Annotated in this window: 20 protein-coding genes; 9 read left to right on the top strand and 11 right to left on the bottom strand. The window is 33.1% G+C overall.

The features are described 5' to 3' along the window. Nucleotides 1-4 precede the first annotated feature (4 nt). From BLV35_RS01800 to BLV35_RS01825, 6 genes are all read right to left on the bottom strand, one after another. Nucleotides 5-754: a hypothetical protein gene (locus tag BLV35_RS01800; protein WP_091083892.1), complete on the bottom strand. Its 750-nt coding sequence runs from the start codon at nucleotides 752-754 to the stop codon at nucleotides 5-7. Nucleotides 755-1350: 596 nt separating this feature from the next. Then, the gene (locus BLV35_RS01805; protein ID WP_091084825.1) at nucleotides 1351-2004 is read right to left on the bottom strand and encodes a hypothetical protein; all 654 of its coding nucleotides are present in this window, start codon (nucleotides 2002-2004) and stop codon (nucleotides 1351-1353) included. 77 nt (nucleotides 2005-2081) lie between these two features. Beyond that, nucleotides 2082-3941 carry an outer membrane beta-barrel protein gene (locus BLV35_RS01810; RefSeq protein ID WP_091083896.1) on the bottom strand — a complete coding sequence of 620 codons (1860 nt, stop codon included), beginning with the start codon at nucleotides 3939-3941 and terminating at the stop codon, nucleotides 2082-2084. Nucleotides 3942-3951: 10 nt separating this feature from the next. Beyond that, nucleotides 3952-4278: a hypothetical protein gene (locus tag BLV35_RS01815; RefSeq protein WP_091083900.1), complete on the bottom strand. Its 327-nt coding sequence runs from the start codon at nucleotides 4276-4278 to the stop codon at nucleotides 3952-3954. A 3-nt stretch (nucleotides 4279-4281) separates the two neighbouring features. Further along, on the bottom strand, nucleotides 4282-4701 hold the full coding sequence (locus tag BLV35_RS01820; RefSeq protein WP_091083903.1) for a hypothetical protein: 420 nt from the start codon (nucleotides 4699-4701) through the stop codon (nucleotides 4282-4284). A gap of 2 nt (nucleotides 4702-4703) precedes the next feature. Continuing rightward, on the bottom strand, nucleotides 4704-5621 hold the full coding sequence (locus BLV35_RS01825) for a hypothetical protein (protein WP_091083905.1): 918 nt from the start codon (nucleotides 5619-5621) through the stop codon (nucleotides 4704-4706). Nucleotides 5622-5823: 202 nt separating this feature from the next. Between BLV35_RS01825 and BLV35_RS01830 the strand changes: the two genes are divergently transcribed. The 5 genes from BLV35_RS01830 (at nucleotide 5824) to BLV35_RS01850 (ending at nucleotide 9378) form a co-directional block, all read left to right on the top strand. Next, nucleotides 5824-6822, top strand: a complete 999-nt coding sequence (locus BLV35_RS01830) for an OmpA family protein (RefSeq protein ID WP_091083909.1) — start codon at nucleotides 5824-5826, stop codon at nucleotides 6820-6822. Nucleotides 6823-6903: 81 nt separating this feature from the next. Beyond that, nucleotides 6904-7467 (top strand): RNA polymerase sigma factor, encoded by a 564-nt coding sequence (locus BLV35_RS01835; protein WP_245711996.1) that lies wholly within the window; start codon nucleotides 6904-6906, stop codon nucleotides 7465-7467. Next, the gene (locus tag BLV35_RS01840) at nucleotides 7467-7670 is read left to right on the top strand and encodes a hypothetical protein (RefSeq protein ID WP_091083914.1); all 204 of its coding nucleotides are present in this window, start codon (nucleotides 7467-7469) and stop codon (nucleotides 7668-7670) included. The genes BLV35_RS01835 and BLV35_RS01840 overlap by 1 nt, the downstream gene beginning before the upstream one ends. Before the next feature lie 3 nt (nucleotides 7671-7673). Next, entirely contained in the window at nucleotides 7674-8501 is an 828-nt protein-coding gene (locus BLV35_RS01845; RefSeq protein ID WP_091083917.1) for a mechanosensitive ion channel family protein, read from the top strand. Nucleotides 8502-8547: 46 nt separating this feature from the next. Further along, a complete protein-coding gene (locus BLV35_RS01850; protein ID WP_091083919.1) occupies nucleotides 8548-9378 on the top strand; it encodes a GIN domain-containing protein in 831 nt (276 codons plus the stop codon). A gap of 261 nt (nucleotides 9379-9639) precedes the next feature. Here BLV35_RS01850 and BLV35_RS01855 read toward each other — a convergent pair whose 3' ends face one another. From BLV35_RS01855 to BLV35_RS01865, 3 genes are all read right to left on the bottom strand, one after another. Further along, a complete protein-coding gene (locus tag BLV35_RS01855; protein ID WP_091083921.1) occupies nucleotides 9640-11781 on the bottom strand; it encodes a polyribonucleotide nucleotidyltransferase in 2142 nt (713 codons plus the stop codon). Nucleotides 11782-11932: 151 nt separating this feature from the next. Beyond that, entirely contained in the window at nucleotides 11933-12199 is a 267-nt protein-coding gene (gene rpsO / locus BLV35_RS01860) for a 30S ribosomal protein S15 (protein ID WP_091083924.1), read from the bottom strand. Between the two features lie 166 nt (nucleotides 12200-12365). After that, complete coding sequence (locus BLV35_RS01865; RefSeq protein ID WP_091083927.1) at nucleotides 12366-12821, bottom strand: GAF domain-containing protein; 456 nt, start codon at nucleotides 12819-12821, stop codon at nucleotides 12366-12368. A gap of 72 nt (nucleotides 12822-12893) precedes the next feature. Here BLV35_RS01865 and xrtF point away from each other — a divergent pair, with 72 nt between their 5' ends. Together xrtF and BLV35_RS01875 are read left to right on the top strand one after the other, a co-directional pair. Continuing rightward, nucleotides 12894-13445 (top strand): exosortase family protein XrtF, encoded by a 552-nt coding sequence (gene xrtF, locus BLV35_RS01870; RefSeq protein WP_091083931.1) that lies wholly within the window; start codon nucleotides 12894-12896, stop codon nucleotides 13443-13445. Continuing rightward, nucleotides 13420-13863 carry an exosortase F system-associated membrane protein gene (locus BLV35_RS01875; RefSeq protein WP_091083935.1) on the top strand — a complete coding sequence of 148 codons (444 nt, stop codon included), beginning with the start codon at nucleotides 13420-13422 and terminating at the stop codon, nucleotides 13861-13863. Before xrtF ends, BLV35_RS01875 begins: the two co-directional genes overlap by 26 nt. A 109-nt stretch (nucleotides 13864-13972) precedes the next feature. Here the strand turns inward: BLV35_RS01875 and BLV35_RS01880 are convergent, their stop codons facing one another. Both BLV35_RS01880 and BLV35_RS01885 read right to left on the bottom strand, forming a co-directional pair. Further along, nucleotides 13973-17395, bottom strand: a complete 3423-nt coding sequence (locus tag BLV35_RS01880) for a transglutaminase family protein (protein ID WP_091083938.1) — start codon at nucleotides 17393-17395, stop codon at nucleotides 13973-13975. Nucleotides 17396-17530: 135 nt separating this feature from the next. Then, nucleotides 17531-18373 (bottom strand): transglutaminase-like domain-containing protein, encoded by an 843-nt coding sequence (locus BLV35_RS01885; RefSeq protein WP_091083943.1) that lies wholly within the window; start codon nucleotides 18371-18373, stop codon nucleotides 17531-17533. Between the two features lie 83 nt (nucleotides 18374-18456). On the opposite strand from BLV35_RS01885, the gene BLV35_RS01890 reads away from it, so the two are divergent. Both BLV35_RS01890 and BLV35_RS01895 read left to right on the top strand, forming a co-directional pair. Then, a complete protein-coding gene (locus BLV35_RS01890; protein ID WP_091083946.1) occupies nucleotides 18457-21039 on the top strand; it encodes a circularly permuted type 2 ATP-grasp protein in 2583 nt (860 codons plus the stop codon). After that, nucleotides 21029-21898: a transglutaminase family protein gene (locus BLV35_RS01895; protein WP_091083950.1), complete on the top strand. Its 870-nt coding sequence runs from the start codon at nucleotides 21029-21031 to the stop codon at nucleotides 21896-21898. The genes BLV35_RS01890 and BLV35_RS01895 overlap by 11 nt, the downstream gene beginning before the upstream one ends. The last annotated feature ends 107 nt before the right edge of the window (nucleotides 21899-22005 follow it).

Here is a 22005-nt window from a genome sequence, read left to right on the forward strand (position 1 = left end):
TCTCTTATTTTTCGTCATTTGAAATGTAAGTAGAGATTTGTTTCATTACGTTTTTCATAAATTGATTTTTATTCGATTTAAGAATTTGTCTGTTTATTAAGTAATATTCCTTGATTTGTTTACTATGGTTTGGAAATACTTTAATAAGGTCTTTTTTACCGTTTATTTTGTACGGTATATTTTTATATTCTATGAAAAACAAGTTGTCTTCCATAAAACTATAGTAGAGACCATTGTTATCTATTTTTTTTCGAATATTTTTATGGTGTTTTGTAAAAAGTATAAAATTTACTTTAATTGAATCGGTTTCGTAATATCCGTTTGTGAATTCAGTTAATATAGGTTGTGGAGTTTCTTTTTTAGTAAATTTTGCATCGTTTAAGGTAAAGGAGGCTATTTTATCCTGAGCGAGTACGATTACTATGTTTTTAAAGGCTCCATAAGGATTTAATAGTAATTTATCTTCAAAGACATTATATTTTAAATCTACATCATAATACATCTGGCCATCATAGGAAACGGTTCCTTTTCGATAGCTATCAGAGATGTAATACATGTCGTTTTTGCCAATTGTTCTGTAAGGATTGGAATATAGTGGTCCATTATTTATTGCTAAATTTTCTTTACCGATGATATTGTCGAACCAATTATGCAATTTAATATCGGAATGGGTTTGACAAGAGACTTTGTTGGAGGAAAGTATAATAACGATTAATGAAAAAATTAAGTTGGAATGTAGTTTTCTGAATCTCATTTTTACACTATTTGTTTTCTATAATAAAAGGATTAAAAGGTACTATTTTGAGCAAACGTTATCTGCTGTAAAAATCCTACATCAATCAAATATATCACAAATTTTCAGAAATATGCAATAAAATTACGTTTAGTTTTGAAGTTTATTTAGGAATTAATGGAAGTGTTACCAAATAAATTTAGCAGACATTCATCGTTAGCTATTGAAAAAAGAGGGTTAAAGATCTTATCGGTGTGGTTTTAAAAATTGAGAATACGTGAAATAATATTCAATTTATAGGCTATCTTTTCTGGTAATTGGTAGTGAATACCAAAACAAAAAACCCATCTCAAAGTTCTTGAAATGGGTTTTTTATTTATAAAAAGGGGGTTAATACCAAATAATTACCTTGGTTTTTATGGCATTCCCTTCGGTCGGGCTGTCCGCACTCGCTTTATTGTTCCGTTTCACTCCACATTAAGAGCTCAAACAATGGCTCCCATCCCTAATGCAAGATCCGTTGAGCGGCACGAGTCGTTTTATACTGAACATTTAATGAGTCGTGTAATTCAGGACTAAAAATTAAATTACTCAAGTTTACTAAGCGGTTTTAAATATTAAGCTTCTTCCATAACTTCTCCTTCATACTCAGATGCGATTAGATCGCTTCGGTCTAACCAATATTCAGAGGTGATCATTTCGTAGTTTTCGTTATCAGAAGTATTCAGTTCCCAAACAATTCCATCAGCATCAGGAAATTCCGCTGCAGTAGTCATCGGTTCTTCAAAAAGGCGCTTGATAAGGTTACCTTCCGTAAGTCCGTTGTTTAGTGTTTTTAAGAACTGCTCTTTAGTCAAGATATTATTTTCTTCAGCAGTGATTTTACATTTTAATATCACTGCTTTAGCATTAGGGAACTTTCCGTTGTATGCATGATGCAATAATTGGTTGCAATGAAACAAAGGAGCATGTAACTTGATTACAGGATATTCTTCGCAAATCTTGTCCAGAAGCATATCGTTAGAAATTTGTTCTATTTGTCCCTCTGTTAATTCTTCAGACAACTTGTAAGTTAATAAGATAGCTGCTGCTTCATTAGGCTCATAATCACTGAGAGCCATAGAAAGTAGCGCACGCAACTCTTTATTATTTCTGCTTTTTGCATCTGGAAATCCATATAAGGCAAGAAGGTTTACGTAGTCCTCAGTTGACCAGTATGTGCTTAACTCTTCTATTGTTTGAATGTTCTTTATCGTAACTTGATATTTCATTTTTTTCATTTTTTCATTAAAAAAATGGAGTATAATCTGCATTATACTCCATTTTATCCTATTGCGTACAGGAAGTATTATTTTTTAATAGTTGGCTTGTTTTTGTTCAGCAAGGCATTTTCAAGCACTTCAACTCTTTTTTTGAGTTTCTCGTTTTCAAGAGCGTTATTATAGTTGGTTTTATTCGTTTCCATAACTTTATCTATCAAGCTTTCTAACTCTGCTGGGGACAATTTAATGTATTCAACAGGAACGTTTTCGGTAGTTTTTACTTTAACAACAGGAACTATAGGAGTAACCACAGTTGTAGTCGTACTGACTTTCAATGTTTTGATTACTGGAACGGGAGCAACGCTGTCTTTTGCTGTTTTGATTGCAGGAACAGGAGCAATGCTTTCTTTTGCTACCGTTTTAGTCTCCTTGTTAGTAGCGATCGCTTTTAGTTGTTGAGTCTCTTTCTTCTCAATAGCCTTTTTTTCAATTGAGTTTACTTCCTCTAATGAATTTTGAGCCGTTTTCTTTTGTTCAAGAATAACCACAGCTTTGTCAATATCATTGTCGGCCTTAGCTTTTTCTAAGTCTGTTTCTAGTCCTTCAAGTTTGTTTTGGTATTCTTGTTTAAGGACTAAAATTTTCTCGCTGTTATCGGCGTTGTTTTGCGCAATTTTTTCATCAAGATATACTTGAGTTTCCTTGTCTTTGATGTCTAATTGCTCGTTTAACTTTGCGTTGTAAACTTCATCAGGATTCGTTTTCTTGCCACCAAAGCTTATTTTAATTCCAGCATTATACATGATATGAGTCTGTAAATTGTCCGGACTCGATAGATCGGCAACATCAGCTGCAGATGTGATCATTCCTCTTGCTCCACCAGTAATTAAAATATTTTTGCTTAATGGAATATTCAATCCTAAACCTGCAGATGCAAATTCTTCGCTGTCTACAGCCGTATTTGTCCTGCCTAGATAACTATTTTGGCTATTTAAATAACCACCACCTAAGATCAAGTAAGGCGTTACTCCGTTACCGTCATTTAATCTAGCTCTCAATTCTAAACCATACATAGATAAGTTGTCAAAAGAAGTCGAAATTTGTTCGTTTTCTGTAGCTTGTAAATAGAATGCACGGATTCCAATATATTGATTGAAGTCAAATCCTGCGTAAAGTCCTAATAAATAGGTGTCTTTGAAAAGAGATTTATCATCAAATTTGATGTAATTAGCACTTGGTTCTAAAATCCATTGAATCCCTTTGAATCCATTGCTGAACTTGCTATAATATGCTTTGTCTAATTCGCTTAAAGTACCTGGTTTTCTTCCGCCTAAGTAAAACTGTAAAGAAGCTTGGGCAGACCAATTAGTTAATGCTTTGGTTTCAAAATCACTGTTGGTAACACCAAAATCAGTTTTGTTCTCTTCGGTAAGCAAATTTTCGCCTGCATTAAAGTTGTAACGGTTGTATTTCCCTTCGATAGTAAATACAATTCGATCGGTCAACTTCGTTTTAAATCCAAGACCTGCGCTAGCGTATATTTGGTCAAAATCATTACTGTCTTTTATGGCTATATTTTGAACTCCAGAACCTAATGTTAGATAAGGAATGAAACGTCCTCTACCAAGATTGGTCTTAAATTCACCTCCCCAACGCGTCAATTTAATGTCTTGTGACTGAAACATAGCGTCGTTATAACCAGCAATTCCAAAATCAGAAAAACTAGTTTTTAATCCCAGCGATTGTAAATAAACCGCGCGGATTTCTACATATTCGCCAAAACCAAAACCAATTTTACCTCCTACAGAGGTTGCGTTTTCTAGTCCAGATTGTTTATCATAAAAAGTATAGTCAACAAAAGGCGAAGCGGTAAAGCTAATGTCTTTGACTTGTGCAAACCCTATAGTTGAAAGGGTTAATAGCAGTAAGTTTATCGTTTTTTTCATAATTTTGTTTTTAGTTGATTTCTTGGGCAACCACAATTGGTGATTCGATTACCATAGAGTTCATTTTAAGTGTTGCAATTTCGAGATCTTTTTTATGAATTGTTATTTCATTTTTTAAATTATCAATCAGTGCATCATTTTTCATTTGTTTGTTTTTGTCTATGAGGAAAAAGAACAGACAAAATATCAGTCCAATAGCCATGACTATAATAACAGGGAATGTTGTGAATATCCCAAATCCTAAGTCAATATCTCTACCGGTTTGAAAAAGTTCAAAATTAAGGGTGTATAAAAATACTGAGATAATTATGTACCCCATTAATAGAATATTTCTCATGGTTTAATTATTAAGTTTCTTTATTTTTTTTTCTATAGAAATAAGATTTTTTTGATTCCCTTTATATTCTTCAACCAAAGTAGCAATTTCGGCAGTATTCAAGAAAGGCTTGTGTAAGGTGTCTGTTTTAATGTAGTGCGCCAACGATTTTCCACCAAAATCGACTGTAATTTCTTTTTGTCTTTCTATGATGCTTTTTTCTTCTTTTTGAAGCGACACTTTGTCGGTGTATAAATGGATGCGCTGGCTCGCTTCTTCTGCTAGCTCTGCGCTTGCTACGTATGCTTTTGCACTACTATCTTTTATTTTGTCAGTAACGACAGTGGTTCCTTCTATCACATTTTCGGTTACATTTTCAATGAAATTTTTTATTGAATCGAAAGCTGAAGTTGATTTTTTATCTGAAGTTTTTTTATTTGCCATGATTATTTAGTTTTGTTTTGTTGTTTTTTTCTTTTGCCTATGATATAGAATACTGCAAACAGTACGATTACGGCTCCTACTGCAAAAAGCGCATAATACAATCTGTTTTGAGTTTTGTTTGCATCTTCTTGGTTTTGTGAATTAATATCATGTTGCTCGGTTTTTACTGCAATGCTGTCATTTAATGAAGCGACAGATGTGTTTATGTTGTTAACATTACCAGTTAGACTTGATATTTTTGAATCAATTGTGCTGATTTGTTCTGCTATTTTTGATTCTTCTTCTTTTGCAAATTCGCCAAAAATATCTTGAGCGTTGTAATCTTCTCTGATTTTTTTACTCAAAAAATCTCGTTGATCATTAATAGAAATCACTTGTTCTTCTACATCTGAAATGTTTCTGTTCAATGACTTTACTTTTCTTTTTTGCTCATTTATTTTACTGTTGATTGTGCCTAGAAGCGTATCTATTTTTGCAAAATCTTTTGGAGGTGCACCTTTGTCATATAATGCTTTGTGTTGTGCATCATAAACTATTTTTTCTTGATTCAGTAAGTCAATTTTTTTAGTCGCTAAGTCCATTTCTTTTTTTTGTAAAGCAACTTGCTCCTCAATGTTTTCTTTTTGACCTTTAAGTTCATTTAGTTTTAAATTTACTCCTTGAATGCCTTTGTCAATTTTCGAATCGTTCATTCTGGTCATAGATTCTTTTGTGCTTTTTAGCACGTTTAGTAAAGAATCTTTTTTTCTTGAAAGCGCTACAATTTGTTGTTTGATTTCTTCTTGCTCTACAAGTGTTTTGTTTAGTTCGGAATTGGTTTGAACAATTTCTTTTTGGATAATTGGATTTTCATTATCTTGCTTTTTTACACATGAAGCAAATGTAATTAAGGAAATGGCGAGTAAAGTTATTTTTTTCATCTTGTGATTATTTAAGTGGTTTAATATTTAGACACAAGAATAATCGATAGGTCACATTTTTTTTTTTGAATAAAGTGACTTTTGTATTTATTAGGTGTCTTAACTATAAGTTACTCCTAAATAAGGATAGCAAAAGAAAATAAAGTTAGGTAAAATATAAGGCCTAGATTTTATTTTTATTAAATTCAGTAAACAATATATTATGAAAACAAAAATAACATTTATAGTTTTACTTTTCACAGCTGTGGTTGTAGGACAAAATCAGAATGAAGGCGAAATAGTTATTTCCAAAGCACATTTAATTTCGCTTTTGCAAAAATTTAAACAGCAGGATGATATTAAGCTTAATAAAGAGGAAGTGACTAAGGAACTAATGTTTACAAATAAAACAGTAAAGAGCGATAGTTTGACACAAAGAGTACGAGTCTTAGAAAATCAGATAGCAGTTTTAAAGGCTAAGATTGACGCTGGAGGAAAAGATACTGTTGTCGTCTCCTCTTCAAAAACAATTGTAATTAGAGATACTCTATATAGAACTGTTGTAGATTCAAATGGGTATCAAAAATCAACTGCCGTTAGAGAGGATGATAAAAATTATGAAAATCAATTGAATACGTTGAATAGGAAATACGAAACATTATTGCGAAATCAAGAAGTGCTATTAGCGCGTCAAAAACAGAATATCGTAGTCGTTAATCCTGTTGTTGCTTTAAATGAGGAAACAAAACCAGCTGAAAGCATTACTGCTGTAACAACGTTTGATCCAGTATCCAGTTTAGTTGTTGTAAAAGATTCTTTACCTAGTAATTCAACTGAGCTTAAAATAAAACCAGAGGTTAAGTCTGTGGTGGTTCCGGATGTAGTGAAAACAATATTATCGGAAGTACATACACAAGTATTTTTTGATAATAATTCGGCACAAATAAATAGCGGTGATACAGTACGTTTACAACAACTTGTTGAGGTGTTGAATGAGAATGAAAGTTTATCAGTTTTTTTGGAAGGTTATACAAGTAAAAAAGGGAATTCTGATTACAATAACAAATTATCTTTGTTACGTAATGATTCGGTGAAGCAGTTTCTAATAGAACGCGGGGTTTCAGTAAAAAGAATCTTCTCTCAACATCATGGTGTTGATTCAAAAAGTTTAAATGAAGCTGCAGCTCGTAGAGTTGATGTCAGCATCGATGTAAAAGACTAATCAAAATTATTTCATTTATTCTCAATTTAGTAGTGACCTTTTGAGATTTTGGGTGTCTAAACTATATAAAGTATATATAAATTGGAGAAATATAGTAGTGTGACTGATGAAGAATTAGCATCAATAATTGGCAAAACTAATGATACAGTTTTGTTTGGCGTTTTATATGATAGGTACGAGCATTTGGTTTATAATAAGTGTTATGGGTTTGTTCGATCTATTGATGAAGCTAAGGATTTGACACAGGATGTTTTTTTGCATGTTTTTATAAAAATCTCTACTTTTAATGGCAAATCTAAGTTTTCAACTTGGTTGTATTCTGTTACCTATAATTTCTGTGTCAATTACTTAAGTCGTGATAAAGAACGGAAGATTTCGTCACATTCTAGTCAAGTAGAAGCGCAGTATGATTTAGCGATTGAAGTTAATGACTTTAGTTTATATCAAATGCAAGTCAATAAGCTAGAAAAAGCTTTAACATTAATCCCTCCCGAGGATCGAATGATTCTGCAGATGAAATACCAGGATGATGTTCCTATAAAGGAGCTACAAGAAGTATTAGAATTATCAGAAAGCGCCGTAAAAATGCGGTTATCAAGAGCAAAAGTAAAAATAGCCGAAGTGTATAATAAACTAGAGATATAATGGAGAATGAGAATCCTTTTAAAAAGATAGGCCTTCCACCACAAGAAGTACCTAAGGAATTAAAGCAAAAGGTAATGGATGATGTCAATGCAGTAAAGTTCATTATGGAAGTAACTAGCTTGTTTTCGTCAAACTATGCTTCAACGGTAGAAAGTATGTTTAAGACTAAAAATAAAAACAATAATAACGATACAAATAAATAGAAAATGGAAGTTTTAGACCAGTTAAGATCAGATACTTTAAATACCGTAAACACGCTTTTCTTTAAAATAGGTGAGGGGTTAATTAGCTTTATTTATGCTCTACTTGTTTTAGTAATAGGTTGGGCAATTTCAAAAGGGGTTATTTTTATTCTACGTAAAGCCCTTACCGTTTCTAATATTGATAAAATAGGCGATAAAGTAAACGAATCAGATTTGTTCGGAAAAACAGATTTTAAAATTAATATATCAGAAGTTATCATAGGATTTGTGCGCTGGATATTGATTTTGGTATTTATGATAATTGCTGCCGATGTTATGCAGTGGACAATAATCTCTGTCGAAATAAGTAATTTGTTGCGTTATTTACCACGTTTGTTCAGCGCAATAGCACTGTTCATGATTGGGGTTTACATTGCTAATTTTGTTAGAAAAGCAATCCATGGTTTGTTTACCTCTTTGAATATGAGTGGTGCAAAAATAATTAGTAGCATGGTGTTTTATGGCATTGCAATTCTAGTAACCATCACGGCGCTCAATCAGGCAGGAGTAGATACTACAATAATTACTAATAATATTACGATAATTCTAGGAGCCTTTTTATTGACTTTTGCTTTAGCATTTGGATTAGGCTCTAAAGATGTAATTACTAATTTATTATTTACTTTTTATGCTAGGAAGAATTATGCTGTAGGCGAAAAAATAAAAGTAAACGGAAACGAAGGTGAAATTATCGCAATAGACAATATAAGTTTAACACTCAAAACTGCAACAGGAAAAGTAATAATTCCTATACTCCAAGTTATTGAAAACACTGTTGAAGTAAAGGAATAAGTCTAGAATAAGTAGGCTTGACAATAACTATTAAAAAATAAAAAAAATGAAGAAAATAATACTAACTCTTTTTGTACTACTATTTTTAACCTCGTTACAAGCACAAAAAAAAGCGAAGGTAAAAGGAGACAAAAATGTAATCGAAAAAACATATTCTCTAAATGGATTTGATACTATTGAGATGTATGATGACCTTGAAGTAACTTTTACGACTGGAAACTTAAGTAATAATTATTTCCTTAAAGCCGACGCAAATTTGCATGATGTAGTAAAGTTTGAAGTTAGAGATAGCGTACTTAGAATATCATCTTCTGAAAAAATCACCTCCAGTAAGCGATTAGAAATCGTATTGAATGTGACCACTATTCATGCCATTAAACTCTATAATGATTCTCAAATAAAACAATTAGGTTCAGTAGTAGTAAACGATGATTTTGATATTATGGGTAACGACGATTCGAAGATGAAGCTGAACATCAGCGCCAAAAATATTAACTTCAGCCTAAACAATAATGCGGATGCAGATGTAGATTTACAAGCGCAGTCGATTAAAATGATTTTGAGTGATAAAATTGATGCAAAAGCAGTTATTAAAGCAGATCTTCTTGATTTACAAATGTATAAAGATTCGGAGCTAAGTGCTAAAGGTGATGCAGAGACTTTAAGATTAAGTCTTGTGGGGAGGCCGATTTTAAGAGCTTCAAAATTAATGACCCGCTATGCTGATGTTAGGCAACATGATGGCTCTCAAGCTACCTTAAATTGTTCTAAAGAAATTGCAGTTTTTCTTGAAGGAAAATCAAAACTGTATTTGCACAATACTCCAAATGTAAAAATGAATGGAATTCATGGTACATCTGAGCTGTTAAAAAGATAATCAAATATATTCAAGATCCCGCTTCGTACTAGACTGAAACTGGATTTTTTTTGCAAAATAATTAAATAGTAGTATTCTTAACTAATTAATTTTTTTGTCGTCTTTGCTGCTTAATATGAGCACTCCCTTATTTGTTACTCTTCACAATAAGAGCCAAGCAACGGCATATCTCGTATTGGAGCCAAACCCAAACAAAAACCCCATTTCAAATGAATGAAATGGGGTTTTTTATAAATAAACCTTTAGTAAACTAAGATCTGATTACTCTTTTCTTTCCTCACGTGGAGGTCTTGGCATAAGTGCTTTTCTTGACACTTTTTCTTTTCTTGTTTTCGGATCCATACCTAAGTATTTCACTTGGAAAACATCGCCCATGTTCACAACATCAGAAACATTTTCTGTGCGTTCCCATGCTAGCTCAGATACGTGAAGTAATACTTCATTTCCTGGAGCTTCTAGGTATTCTACTACAGCGCCAAAGTCAAGCATTTTGATTACTTTAACATCATATGCTTCGTTCATTTGTGGTTTGAAAGTGATTGACTTAATTTTAGCCAATACTGCTTCAATTCCAGCAGGATCTGTTCCTAAGATTTCAATAACTCCTTCTTCAGTAGTTGGATCTTCATTGATAACAATTGTTGTTCCAGTTGTTTTTTGTAATTCTTGAATCACTTTTCCACCAGGTCCGATCAATGCTCCAATAAAAGCATTAGGAATTCTTCTTGTAATAATTTTTGGAGCGTAAGCTTTAACATCTTCTTTAGGAGCTGCCAAAGTTTCGATTAGTTTTCCAAGGATATGTATACGTCCGTCACGAGCTTGCGCCAATGCTGCTTCCATAATCTCGTATTTCAAACCGTCAATTTTGATGTCCATTTGACAAGCTGTAATTCCTACAGAAGTTCCAGTTACTTTAAAGTCCATATCTCCTAAGTGATCTTCATCACCAAGAATATCAGACAATACAGCATAACGATCTCCGTCAGTAATTAATCCCATTGCAATTCCAGAAACTGGACGAATCATTTGGATACCAGCATCCATTAATGATAATGTTCCAGCACAAACTGTTGCCATAGAAGAAGAACCGTTAGATTCTAATACTTCAGAAACCACACGAATTGTGTAAGGACAATCAGTAGGGATCATGTTTTTTAACGCTCTTTGCGCTAAGTTTCCATGACCTACTTCTCTTCTTGAAGTTCCTCTTAAAGGACGAGCTTCACCAGTTGAGAAAGGAGGGAAGTTATAATGCAAGTAGAATTTTTCTTCACCTTGTTGAGATGGAGAGTCAATTTGGTTAGCTTCTCTAGATGTTCCTAAAGTTGCTGTTGCCAATGCTTGAGTTTCTCCACGTGTAAACAATGCAGATCCGTGTACAGATGGTAAGTAATCTACTTCACACCAGATATCTCTAATTTCTGTAGTTTTTCTTCCGTCTAAACGTGTTCCTAAATCTAGGGTTACATTACGAACAGCTTCTTTGTTAGTTTTCTTGAAATATTTAGAAACTAACTCTCCATCTACTGCTAATTCTTCTTCAGTAAATAAGGCACGAACTTCTTCTTTTAATTCGTCAAATGCAGCAGTACGTTCTTGTTTAGAAGAACCTTTGCTAGCAATAGCATAATTTTTATCGTAGGATGCTGCTTTTACTTTAGCGTAAATAGCGTCATCAGTTCTTTCTCCTTCGTAAGTACGAGTTTCTTTTTTTCCAAAAGCAGCTACTAATCTTTCTTGTGCAGCAATTTGATTTTTGATATGTTCGTGAGCAAATTTAATTGCTTCAAGCATTTCTGCTTCTGAAATCTCTTTCATTTCACCTTCTACCATTGCGATAGAATCCATAGAAGCTCCAATCATCATATCAATATCTGATAATTCTAATTGTGCACGACTTGGGTTGATGATGAATTTTCCGTCGATACGACCAACTCTAGCTTCAGAGATTAATGTTTCGAATGGAATGTCAGATAGAGCTAAAGCTGCTGATGCTGCTAAACCTGCTAATGCATCTGGCATTACATCTTCGTCAAAAGACATTAATTGAATCATTACCTGAACTTCAGCATGGTAGTCACTAGGGAAAAGTGGACGTAAAACACGGTCAACAAGACGCATTGTTAATACTTCACTATCACTTGGTCTAGCTTCTCTTTTGAAAAAACCACCTGGAAAACGTCCAGCTGCTGCAAATTTTTCACGATAATCTACCGTAAGTGGTAAAAAGTCGATACCTGGACTTGCTTTTCTTGAAGATACCACTGTTCCTAATATAACAGTTTTTCCTATTCTGATTACTACAGATCCGTCTGCTTGTTTGGCTAAACGACCTGTCTCGATTGTGATGTTTCTTCCATCACCTAAATCGATAGTTTCTACAAATAATTGTGGAATCATAAATTTAATTTTTTAGTTAAACATGGGTTCTAGTTGTGTTGTAGTTGTTGTTTTGCGTAGTTAATGCCTAAAACCCAATGAAAAACCAAACTTTTTTTATTCTTATGTAAAAAACAAAAAGAGGCACTCTCGCGCCTCTTTAGTATATTGATTATTTTCTGATACCCAATACTTTGATAATCTCACGATATCTGTTGATTTCTTTCTTTTTCAAGTAATCTAACAAAGATCTTCTTTTTCCTACTAGCAATACTAATGAACGCTCTGTGTTATAATCGTGACGATTTTTTTTCAAATGTTCTGTTAGGTGGCTAATTCTGAAAGTGAACAAAGCAATTTGAGCTTCTGCTTTACCTGTGTTTGTTTTTTCTCCGTGTTGTGCGAAGATGTCTTCTTTAATCTCTTTAGTTAAATACATTCCAATATTTGTTTAATGATTTTTATGTATGCCATACAGCTATTGTAGGACGGGTGCAAAAGTACTATTTATTTTTGAAATAATATTTAAATTTATAAATATTTTAAGTTTAAATCAATTCCCGTTTTTGAGTTGGTTCTTTTATGACTTAATTTCAAAGAGAGTCTTAGTATAGCTTTGCAATCTCCTGATTTACAAATTCTAGGAATTTCTCATCAGCCTCTGTAAAAGGATCTAAAACATGACTGTCGATGTCAATTTGTCCAATATTTTCTCCGTTTACAAAAAGAGGAACCACTACTTCAGACTTTACAGTGAAGCTGCAGGCAATGTAATTGTCTTGTGCTGCTACATCAGGGACAACAAAGTTTTCATTTGAAACCGCTACCTGTCCACAAATACCTTTTCCGAAAGGAATAACAGTATGGTCCGTCTCAGCTCCTACATAAGGTCCTAGATGCAAGGTTTTTGTATCTTGATTTGCAAAATAAAATCCAACCCAATTGTAGTAATCTACATTGTCTTTTAATAGTTGGCAAACGGATAGAAGTTTTTCGTCTCTAGAAAGACTATTATTTAATGTAATTGCAGTTACCTTTGGTTGTAATTCCTGAAATGTCATGTTTTCTGATTTTTATACAAAAGTATTTAAAGTCTCTTTCAAAAATTATATAAATTTGTTAAAAAATAGATTTTGAAAAAATATTTTATTCGTTACAAACCTTTTTTACTGTTTTTGACAAAGTTTTTTTTGACTTTTATTATTTTTACGGTACTATATCAAGGTTTTTTGGGTAGTTTCGAAGATAATAAGATTGATTCTCTTACCAAATTAGTTGCCAGAAATACAGAACAGTTACTAGGTTTATTTCATGCGGATGTATCATTAGAAGAAAATAAAGCGGAAACTTTTATTAAGTTGCTTTATAATCAGAAGTATGTTGCCAGGATGATTGAGGGATGTAACGCTATTAGTATTATCATCTTATTTATTTCATTTGTTGTGTCATTTTCAGGAAAGTTAAAGCCTGCCTTGCTTTTTATTTTTGGAGGGAGTGTCGTGATTTATATATTGAATGTGATGCGAATCGCGCTGTTAACTGTCCTGATGTATCATTTTCCAAAGCAAGAGCCTTTGCTGCATGGAGTGTTATTTCCTCTATTCATTTATGGAGTAGTTTTCATTCTGTGGGTAATTTGGGTACGTAAATTTTCATTATATGCTAAAAACACTGCTGTCAAATAAGTTAAGAGTTTTTCTGGGATTAGTGTTGGTGGTACTATTTGCTACGATACGTGCTTATGAAGATCAATTATTTTATGATCCTTTTTTGAATTATTTCAAAAGCGATTTTAATGCCTTGCCATTGCCTTCTTATAACCCTTTTCATTTATTAATGGGGTTGCTGTTTCGTTATGGGTTGAATACTATACTGTCATTAGGGTTGATTTATGTGCTTTTTAGAGATAGTACAATGATTAAGTTCGCTTCATTTCTTTATGCTTTTTTCTTTGTGTTTTTTGTATCCTTATTCTATACTATAATTTATTTCTATGGGGCTAACAATGACATGGTACTTTTTTACGTACGCCGATTTCTGATTCAACCTATTTTTGTGATTTTGTTTATCCCTGCATTTTATTATCAAAAGCTAAATAATTAGTTTTTTTGATCGTGCTATAAATTAAAAATCTGCAAATATTTTAAAGAATCGTAAGTTGGATTTTTTAAAATATTTGCAGATTGTTATACAATTAGTGTGCTTTGATTGCCTAGTTCTTAGCTTTCCAGTAATGCCTTAAATCTAATGTATAAGGATATTCAGGATTGATAAGTTCTATAGGAGTGTCAGGTTTAAGTTCTGATTTAGATTCTACTAAAAATCGAGAGGTTGCCGCTTGGTTTGATATTGCTTCTGTTTCTATTGCTGCAATAGTTGTAGAAGGAGTGTGACCAAAATCCCAAAAACGGCTCATTTTTCTTGATTCTGCTTCAAAGCTATTTACAGGGTAGGTGTCAAAACTTCTTCCTCCGGGATGATTTACAAAGTAAGTACAACCACCAATAACTTTATTGTTCCAAGTATCTACTAAATCAAAAACTAAAGGTACATCAATACCAATGTTTGGATGCAATGCGGATGGTGGATTCCAGGCTTTGTAACGAATTCCAGCTACGTATTCTCCTTTTGTTCCTGTGCTCCTTAATGGAATTCTACATCCTTTGCATAATAATATATGACGGTCTGGAACAATTCCAGAAACTTTTACTTGCAAACGTTCTAATGAGGAATCTACAAATCGAGAAGTTCCCGTACTAGAAAGCTCTTCTCCAAGTACGTGCCAAGGCTCTATACCTAATCGGATTTCTAATTGAACGTTATCAATAGTAACATTACCATGATGTGGAAATCTAAACTCAAAGAATGGGTCAAACCAAGAAATATCAAAGTTATAACCAGAATCTTTCAGGTCGTTTACCACGTCAATCATATCTAAATAGGCAAAGTGAGGTAGCAAAAACTTATCATGCAACTCAGTTCCCCAACGAATTAGTTTTTTCTCGTACGGTTCTTTCCAGAATTTAGCTACTAATGCACGAACTAATAAATTTTGAACCAAATTCATATGCTTGTGAGGCGGCATATCAAAAGCACGTAGCTCTAAAATACCCAATCTTCCTGTTGAGGAATCTGGTGAATATAATTTATCAATACAAAATTCAGTTCTATGCGTATTTCCGGTAATGTCTGTCAATAGGTTTCTGAAAATTCTATCTACCATCCAAAATGGAACTTCTTTATCTTTTGGAATTTGCTCAAATGCAATTTCCATTTCGTATAATTTCTCATCTCTTCCTTCATCTATTCTCGGAGCTTGACTCGTAGGTCCAATAAAAGGGCCTGCAAATAAATAGCTTAAAACGGGATGATGTTGCCAATACGTAATTAAGCTTCGCAATAAATCAGGCCTTCTTAATAACGGACTGTCTTCTGGTTTTTCAGCTCCTAACGTTACGTGATTTCCTCCACCAGTTCCAGTATGACGACCATCAACCATGAATTTATCTGTCCCTAAACGACATAAAAAGGCTTCTTCATATAAAGCAGAAGTGTTATCAACTATTTCTTGCCACGTTTTTGCGGGATGCACATTAACTTCAATCACACCAGGGTCTGGAGTAACCATCATTTTCTCAACTCTATAGTCAGTTTTAGGTTGGTAACCTTCAATTCGCACTGGCATTTGTAGTTTTTCTGCCGTAATTTCTATTGAGGTAATTAAGTCGATATAGTCTTCTAGATAGTCTGTAGGAGGTAAAAAGATATATAGCATTCCGTCACGTTCTTCTATACACATTGCTGTAATAAAAGTATCTACTTCAAATAAGGTTTCGTCTTTTTCTTCGTTCTTTTTCTGCTTCTCTTCTTTTTTGGATAAAACCCTTTTTGCTGCTTCAAATAGTTTCGAAATAGTTCCGTAACGTTTTTTTACTTTTTCATCATAATCACCTAAATCAGGCAAATCTTCGAATAAGCTTCTGTCTACAACATTTTCTCTCTTGTTTTTAGAAGTTTTTGGAAGTGAATCCAATGGTAAACGCAATCCGATTGGTGAATTACCAGGAACTAAAAAGCAATTTCCTCTTCTAAACTCCCATGCACAACTTTCCCAGTTATCGGCAACATGATCTTTTCTTATTGGCAGAACAAATCCAGCTGGATTATTCAAGCCTTTTTCTAAAAGCATCGCTAACTTATGTCTTTCAACAGAATCTTTTAGATTTACTTTTAGAGGATCTAAATTTACGGGAAGCTTTCCTTCTTCTAAAGCCCAATAGATAGGGTCTTCATAGGTTGGTGTTACGTTTTTAGAGTCAATTCCTAAATGTTTGGTAAGTTCAGTTGCAAATTTTTCAGCATCGTGGAAGTTGAATTTTGTTTCTCCTTCTTTGGCTACCAAAGCATCATTTTTCCATAATGGCAAACCGTCTTTTCTCCAGTATAATGCATATTGCCAGCGAGGGAATAATTCGCCAGGATACCATTTTCCTTGTCCAAAATGGATAAAGCCTCCGTGAGCAAAACGCTGTTTTAAACGAAGTGCTAAGTCGTATGCTAATTTTCGTTTCAAAGGACCATCAGCAGCAGTATTCCATTCAGCACCTTCAAAGTCATCAATAGAAACAAAAGTTGGTTCCCCACCCATTGTTAGGCGTACATCACCTTCAATTAAATCTTTCTCAACAGCATTACCTACCTGCATAATGTCTTCCCATTGCTTGTCAGAATAGGGTTTTGTTACGCGTGGATCTTCATGAATACGGGTTACTGTATTTTCAAAATCAAAACTAACTTCACATTTTTCTGTGGCACCAGTTACAGGCGCTGCGCTTTCATAATGTGGTGTGCAACACAATGGGATATGTCCTTCGCTTGCAAAAAGTCCAGAAGTTGGATCAAGTCCAATCCATCCAGCACCTGGTAGGTAAACTTCAACCCAGGCATGTAAATCTGTAAAATCTTTTTCAGGTCCAGAAGGTCCGTCAAGAGATTTAACATCTGGAGCTAATTGTACAATATATCCAGAAACAAATCGCGCAGCTAATCCAAAGTGGCGTAAAACATGAATCAATAACCAAGCAAAATCTCTGCAAGATCCACTCTTGATACGTAAAGTTTCTTCGGGTGTTTGTACCCCAACCTCCATTCGTAAATTATAACTAAGTTCTTTGTAAACGGCTTGATTGATTGAGACTAAAAAATCATTAGTTGGTACTGATTTGTTTAGCTTTAGGCCATCCATAAATTTTAGGAAAATGGGACTTTCTTCGCTTAATTTTAGATAAGCAGTTAATTCTTGTTGAAGCATTTCATCATATGAAAAAGGAAATTCCTCCGCATATTCTTCGACAAAATAATCAAATGGGTTAATGACTTGTAGTTTTGCAATTACTTCTACTTCTACCGTTAGCTCTTTAATTTTTTCAGGAAATACAATACGAGCTTGGTAGTTTCCAAAAGGATCTTGTTGCCAATTTATAAAATGATTTTCTGGAGATATTTTAAAAGTGTAACCTTCTATTGCGGTTCTTGAATGTGATGCTGGACGAAGTCTGAAAACATGTGGAAACAACTTAACACTTCTGTCAAACGTATAAGTTGTTTTGTGGGATAGGGCAATTTTAACAGCCATAGTATAAGTATTTTGTTTTTGACAATTTAATTAAAAAATATGTCATTTATATAGGTTCGGATAAGATATAAAAATATATAGGAAAATGAAAATTTAGACACTATAAAATTATGGATACTATAAATTAAGTCCTTTTTAATAAGAAATAAAAAAATCATCAGAGGCATACATCGGAATTAAATCTCCATTTATATTTTCACATTCAATATTCATATACGTACAAGAAGCATTTCCAAAAAGACTTGCAACTGCAACTTCTGAACCGTCTTTCCCATGAGCGATTTTAACTAAACTACTTAAATTTGATAAGCGAGTTGGGTCAAAAATAATCCATTGTTCACCTATATAAACCTCAAAACAGGCATGAATATCTGGCGGATTAATATTTGTTGCGTAACATGTAAAGTATCTTGCAGGAATGTTTAACGCTCTACATAGAGCAATTCCAAGATGAGCAAAATCTTTACAAACACCTTCTCGCTGGTTCAACGTGTCATAAGCGGATGTGCTTGCGTCAGTTGTCCCTGGTACATAGTCGACGTTATTAAATATCCAATCATTTACCGCAACTGCTTTTTCAATATCAGATTGTAAATAGCCAAAAAGTTTAAAAGCTAATTTCATTAATTTGTCAGAAGGGCAAAGTCTACTTGGAGATAAATAAGGCACGATTTTATTGTCTAAATCAAAAATAGAAGTGTTTGTAAACAATGTTTTTTTGCTTATTGTTTTGTATTTAACGTCTATTTCCCCTTGATAACAAACTTGAAATGGTACAAATTCATTGGCTTGAACTGTAATGAATCTAATTTTTGAATCCGGTAAAGAGAATTCTTTAAAAGGTAGATTAGGTGATATTTCAAGAGATTCTGAAATGATCTTTTGGTTGTAAGAATTTCCTAAAGCTTGAATGTTAAAAATACATGTGCTTGAAGTGTATACATCGTAGAAAAGGTCTGTTTTGATTCTAAATCTCATTGGACAAAAGTACTGTATATTAGAATATAACATGATGAATTTGTTAAAAAAAACTGTAAATTCGCGCCTTATAAAAACCGTGCATGAATACACCTATATCTTTTTTAGACTCCTATAAAAAAACAATTAATTCCTATGATGAGGTTATTAATAAAAGTGGAGAAGTAAAGCCCTATTGGGCGACTATTTTTGCTGCTTTAGAAGCTGTAGGCATGGAGGAATTAGGAGTTAGAAATAAAGAAATCATTAATAAACTCAAGGAAAATGGAGTTACTTATAATGTGTATGATTCTGAAAATGAATTAGTTCGACCATGGAAGTTAGATCCTATTCCTTTTGTAATTCATCAGTCTGAATGGGCGGCAATTGAAAAGGGACTTATTCAAAGAGCCAATTTACTCGATTTGATTTACAAGGATATTTATGGGGAGCAGTTATTAATTAAAAACAACATTATTCCAGCGGAGTTAGTTTTTAATAATTCAGGATTTTTAAGACCTTGTTTTGATATACAACAAAAGGAATTTCACCAACTTTCACTTTTAGCATGTGATATTGCGAGAGGTCCAGACGGTAAAATGTGGTTGTTGGATAATCGTGTTCAATCCCCTTCAGGATCAGGATATGCTCTGGAGAATAGAATTGTTATGGCAAATGTTTTTCCACAACTTAATAAAAATATTCACCGTGGTAAATTAGGTCCGTATTTTAGTGAATTGCAAAAAACAGTTGGGAAACTTGGTACTAATGTTGAAAATCCAAATGTGGTTTTTTTATCACCTGGAGCAGGAAACGAAACCTATTTTGAACATGTTTATCTTTCTTCGTATTTAGGATTTAAATTAGTAGAAGGAAGCGATTTACTAGTTCGAGAAGGATTTGTTTGGTTAAAAACGATTGACCAATTAGAACGTGTGGATGTAATTATAAAGCGTATTGATGACCAGTGGTGTGATCCTTTAGAACTTAATAAAAATTCACTACTAGGAATTCCAGGACTGTTACAAGTAATGCGTTTGGGAAATGTTGCGGTGATTAATCCTCCGGGAATTTCAGTTTTAGAAAATCATGGACTAATGGCATTTATTCAAAATGCTTGTAAATTTTTATTGAAAGAGCCGCTAATCATGAATTCCACGGCTACTTGGTGGTGTGGTCAAACTAAAGAATTAACCTATGTTTTGAATAATTTACCAAAATTAATTATTAAGAAAACCAATAGAGATTTAGGTTTTAAATCTGTGTACGGAAGAAAATTAAATAAAGAACAATTAAAGGATCTCAAAGCTACTATTTTGAGCAATCCAAAGGAGTATGTGGCTCAAGAGGAAGTGAGTTTATCAACTACGCCTTCTTTAATTGACGGAAAAATTCTACCTAGATTAGCTGTGATTCGGGCTTTTTTAATTTCTGATGGGAGTAATTATAAAGTGATGAAAGGGGGACTTACTCGTAGTTCAGTTGTAGAAGATAAATTTCAAATTTCAAATCAATTTGGAGGAATTTCAAAGGATACTTGGGTTATTTCTGATAATCTAGAAGAATTGGAAGAGCCACAAGAGCGGCAAGAAGATATTATAGAAATTAAAAAAACCAATCCCATTTCTATTAGTACGGCTTTGACGAGTAGAAATGCTGAAAATTTATTTTGGGTAGGAAGGTTGTCTGAAAGAACATTGGTGTTAACTAGTTTCTTGAAAATAATTTTCAATCGATTAAACGAAAATGTAAGTAGTCATGGAAAAAAACAACCTGAATTTTTAGTTGTTTTGCTTAAAGCGGTTACGCATCTTACGCAAACTTATCCTGGCTTCGTGGGTGAAGATGGAGAGGAAGATGAGACTGTTTTTGAAAAACCCTTAGCGGAATTGATTCCGTTGATTAATGATTCCAAAAAAGAAGGTTCGCTAACTTATAATGTGCAATCGCTTTTATATACTATCAATCACATCAGCGAAAAATGGAATAACGATACTAAAGGAATCATCTATTTAATAGAAGAAAGTTTAGTTAGTTTAAAAGCGTCTAACGAACAAAACATTAGTCAAACTACTCATGGCCTTGATAAATTATATATTAGGCTAATGGCTTTTTATGGTAATACTTACGAAACGCTACCAAGAGAAAATGGTTTTTATTTGTTTGAAGCTGGAAAGAATATTGAACGATTTTTATCGCTTGTTTCAGTCATTCAAACTTTATTTTGTTTTAAAAGAAGTGAAGAGGTAGAACAGCTTTTATTAGAATCTGTTTTAGAAAACCATAACTTATTAGCTCAGTATCGAAGTAATTATAAATCACAGTTAAATTTAGTTACAGTTCTAAACATGTTGTTTTTAGAGAAAAATTCGCCTTATACGCTTGCTTATATTTTAGATACGCTTTCCTATAACATTTCTAATTTACCAAAAAAATCAGAATTCAACCAATTGAGTATTGCTGAAAAGAAGGTGTTAGAAGCAAGTACAATAATTAAATTAATTGATCCTGAGGAATTAGAACAAGCTGACGAAAACAATTTTAGAAAGACATTAGATAGTACTATCAACACCGTTTCTGAATTAGTTTCATCGGTAACTAGTAGCTTGTCTAGTTTGTATTTTAATCATTCAGTGATGCAACTTTCATTTTTAGCCACAGACAAAGATAATTCGGATGAAATATAAATTAGTACATAAAACGACTTATAACTACATAGATTCAATTCATAATTATCAATGTATTGTTTGTTTACATCCAATAAGTTCAGAAAGGCAAAATTGTGAAGATTTTAAATTGACAATAGAACCCAATCCTCAAAATTTATATGCTCGAAAAGATTATTTTGGCAACACCCAATATTATTTTTCTATTTTAAAACCACATAAAGTTTTACAAGTTATTGCGACTAGTATTGTTGAGGTTTTTACGCCAAAATTAGTAGTAGCTAATGCAATTACGTGTGCTGAGGCGCTAAATTTGTTTAATACTAAGTTGGAGCTAAAAAATGAATTGCTACAATTTCAACTTCCAAGTCCCTTCATTTTTTGGGATGAAGAAATAAAACTTTTTGCCCAAACTTGCTTGATTCCAGATGAATCGTTATATGAATCAATTGCTAAATTGTCTGAAAAAATATTTACAGAGTTTGAATTTAACTCAGGAGCAACTACAATAAATACACCATTAAATGAAGTTTTAAAACTCCGAAAAGGAGTTTGCCAAGATTTTACCCATTTAATGATTGCTTGTGTTAGAAGCTTGGGTTTTGCGGCTCGCTACGTAAGTGGTTATCTAGAGACTCTTCCTCCAAAAGGTAAAGTTAAGCTACAAGGTTCTGATGCATCTCATGCATGGGTTTCCGTTTACGTGCCTGAAATGGGTTGGTGTGAATTTGATCCTACAAATAATATAATATCAGGTGAACGCCATATTGTTACTGCCTATGGTCGAGATTACTCCGATATTTCTCCATTAAAAGGAATTATTTTTAGTTCAGGAGAACATAAAGTAAAGGTGGAAGTTGATGTGATTCCAATTTTATAATTCAATTAGTTGTTTTTAATTATCTATTCATGATTTTGTAATATAAAGCTCAATATTCGATTTGTTTTGTGTACCTTTAAGTAGGCTTAGTTGTTTAACAATCAGTA

Origin of the sequence: Flavobacterium gillisiae (assembly GCF_900107635.1) — a bacterium.
GTDB lineage: Bacteria > Bacteroidota > Bacteroidia > Flavobacteriales > Flavobacteriaceae > Flavobacterium > Flavobacterium gillisiae.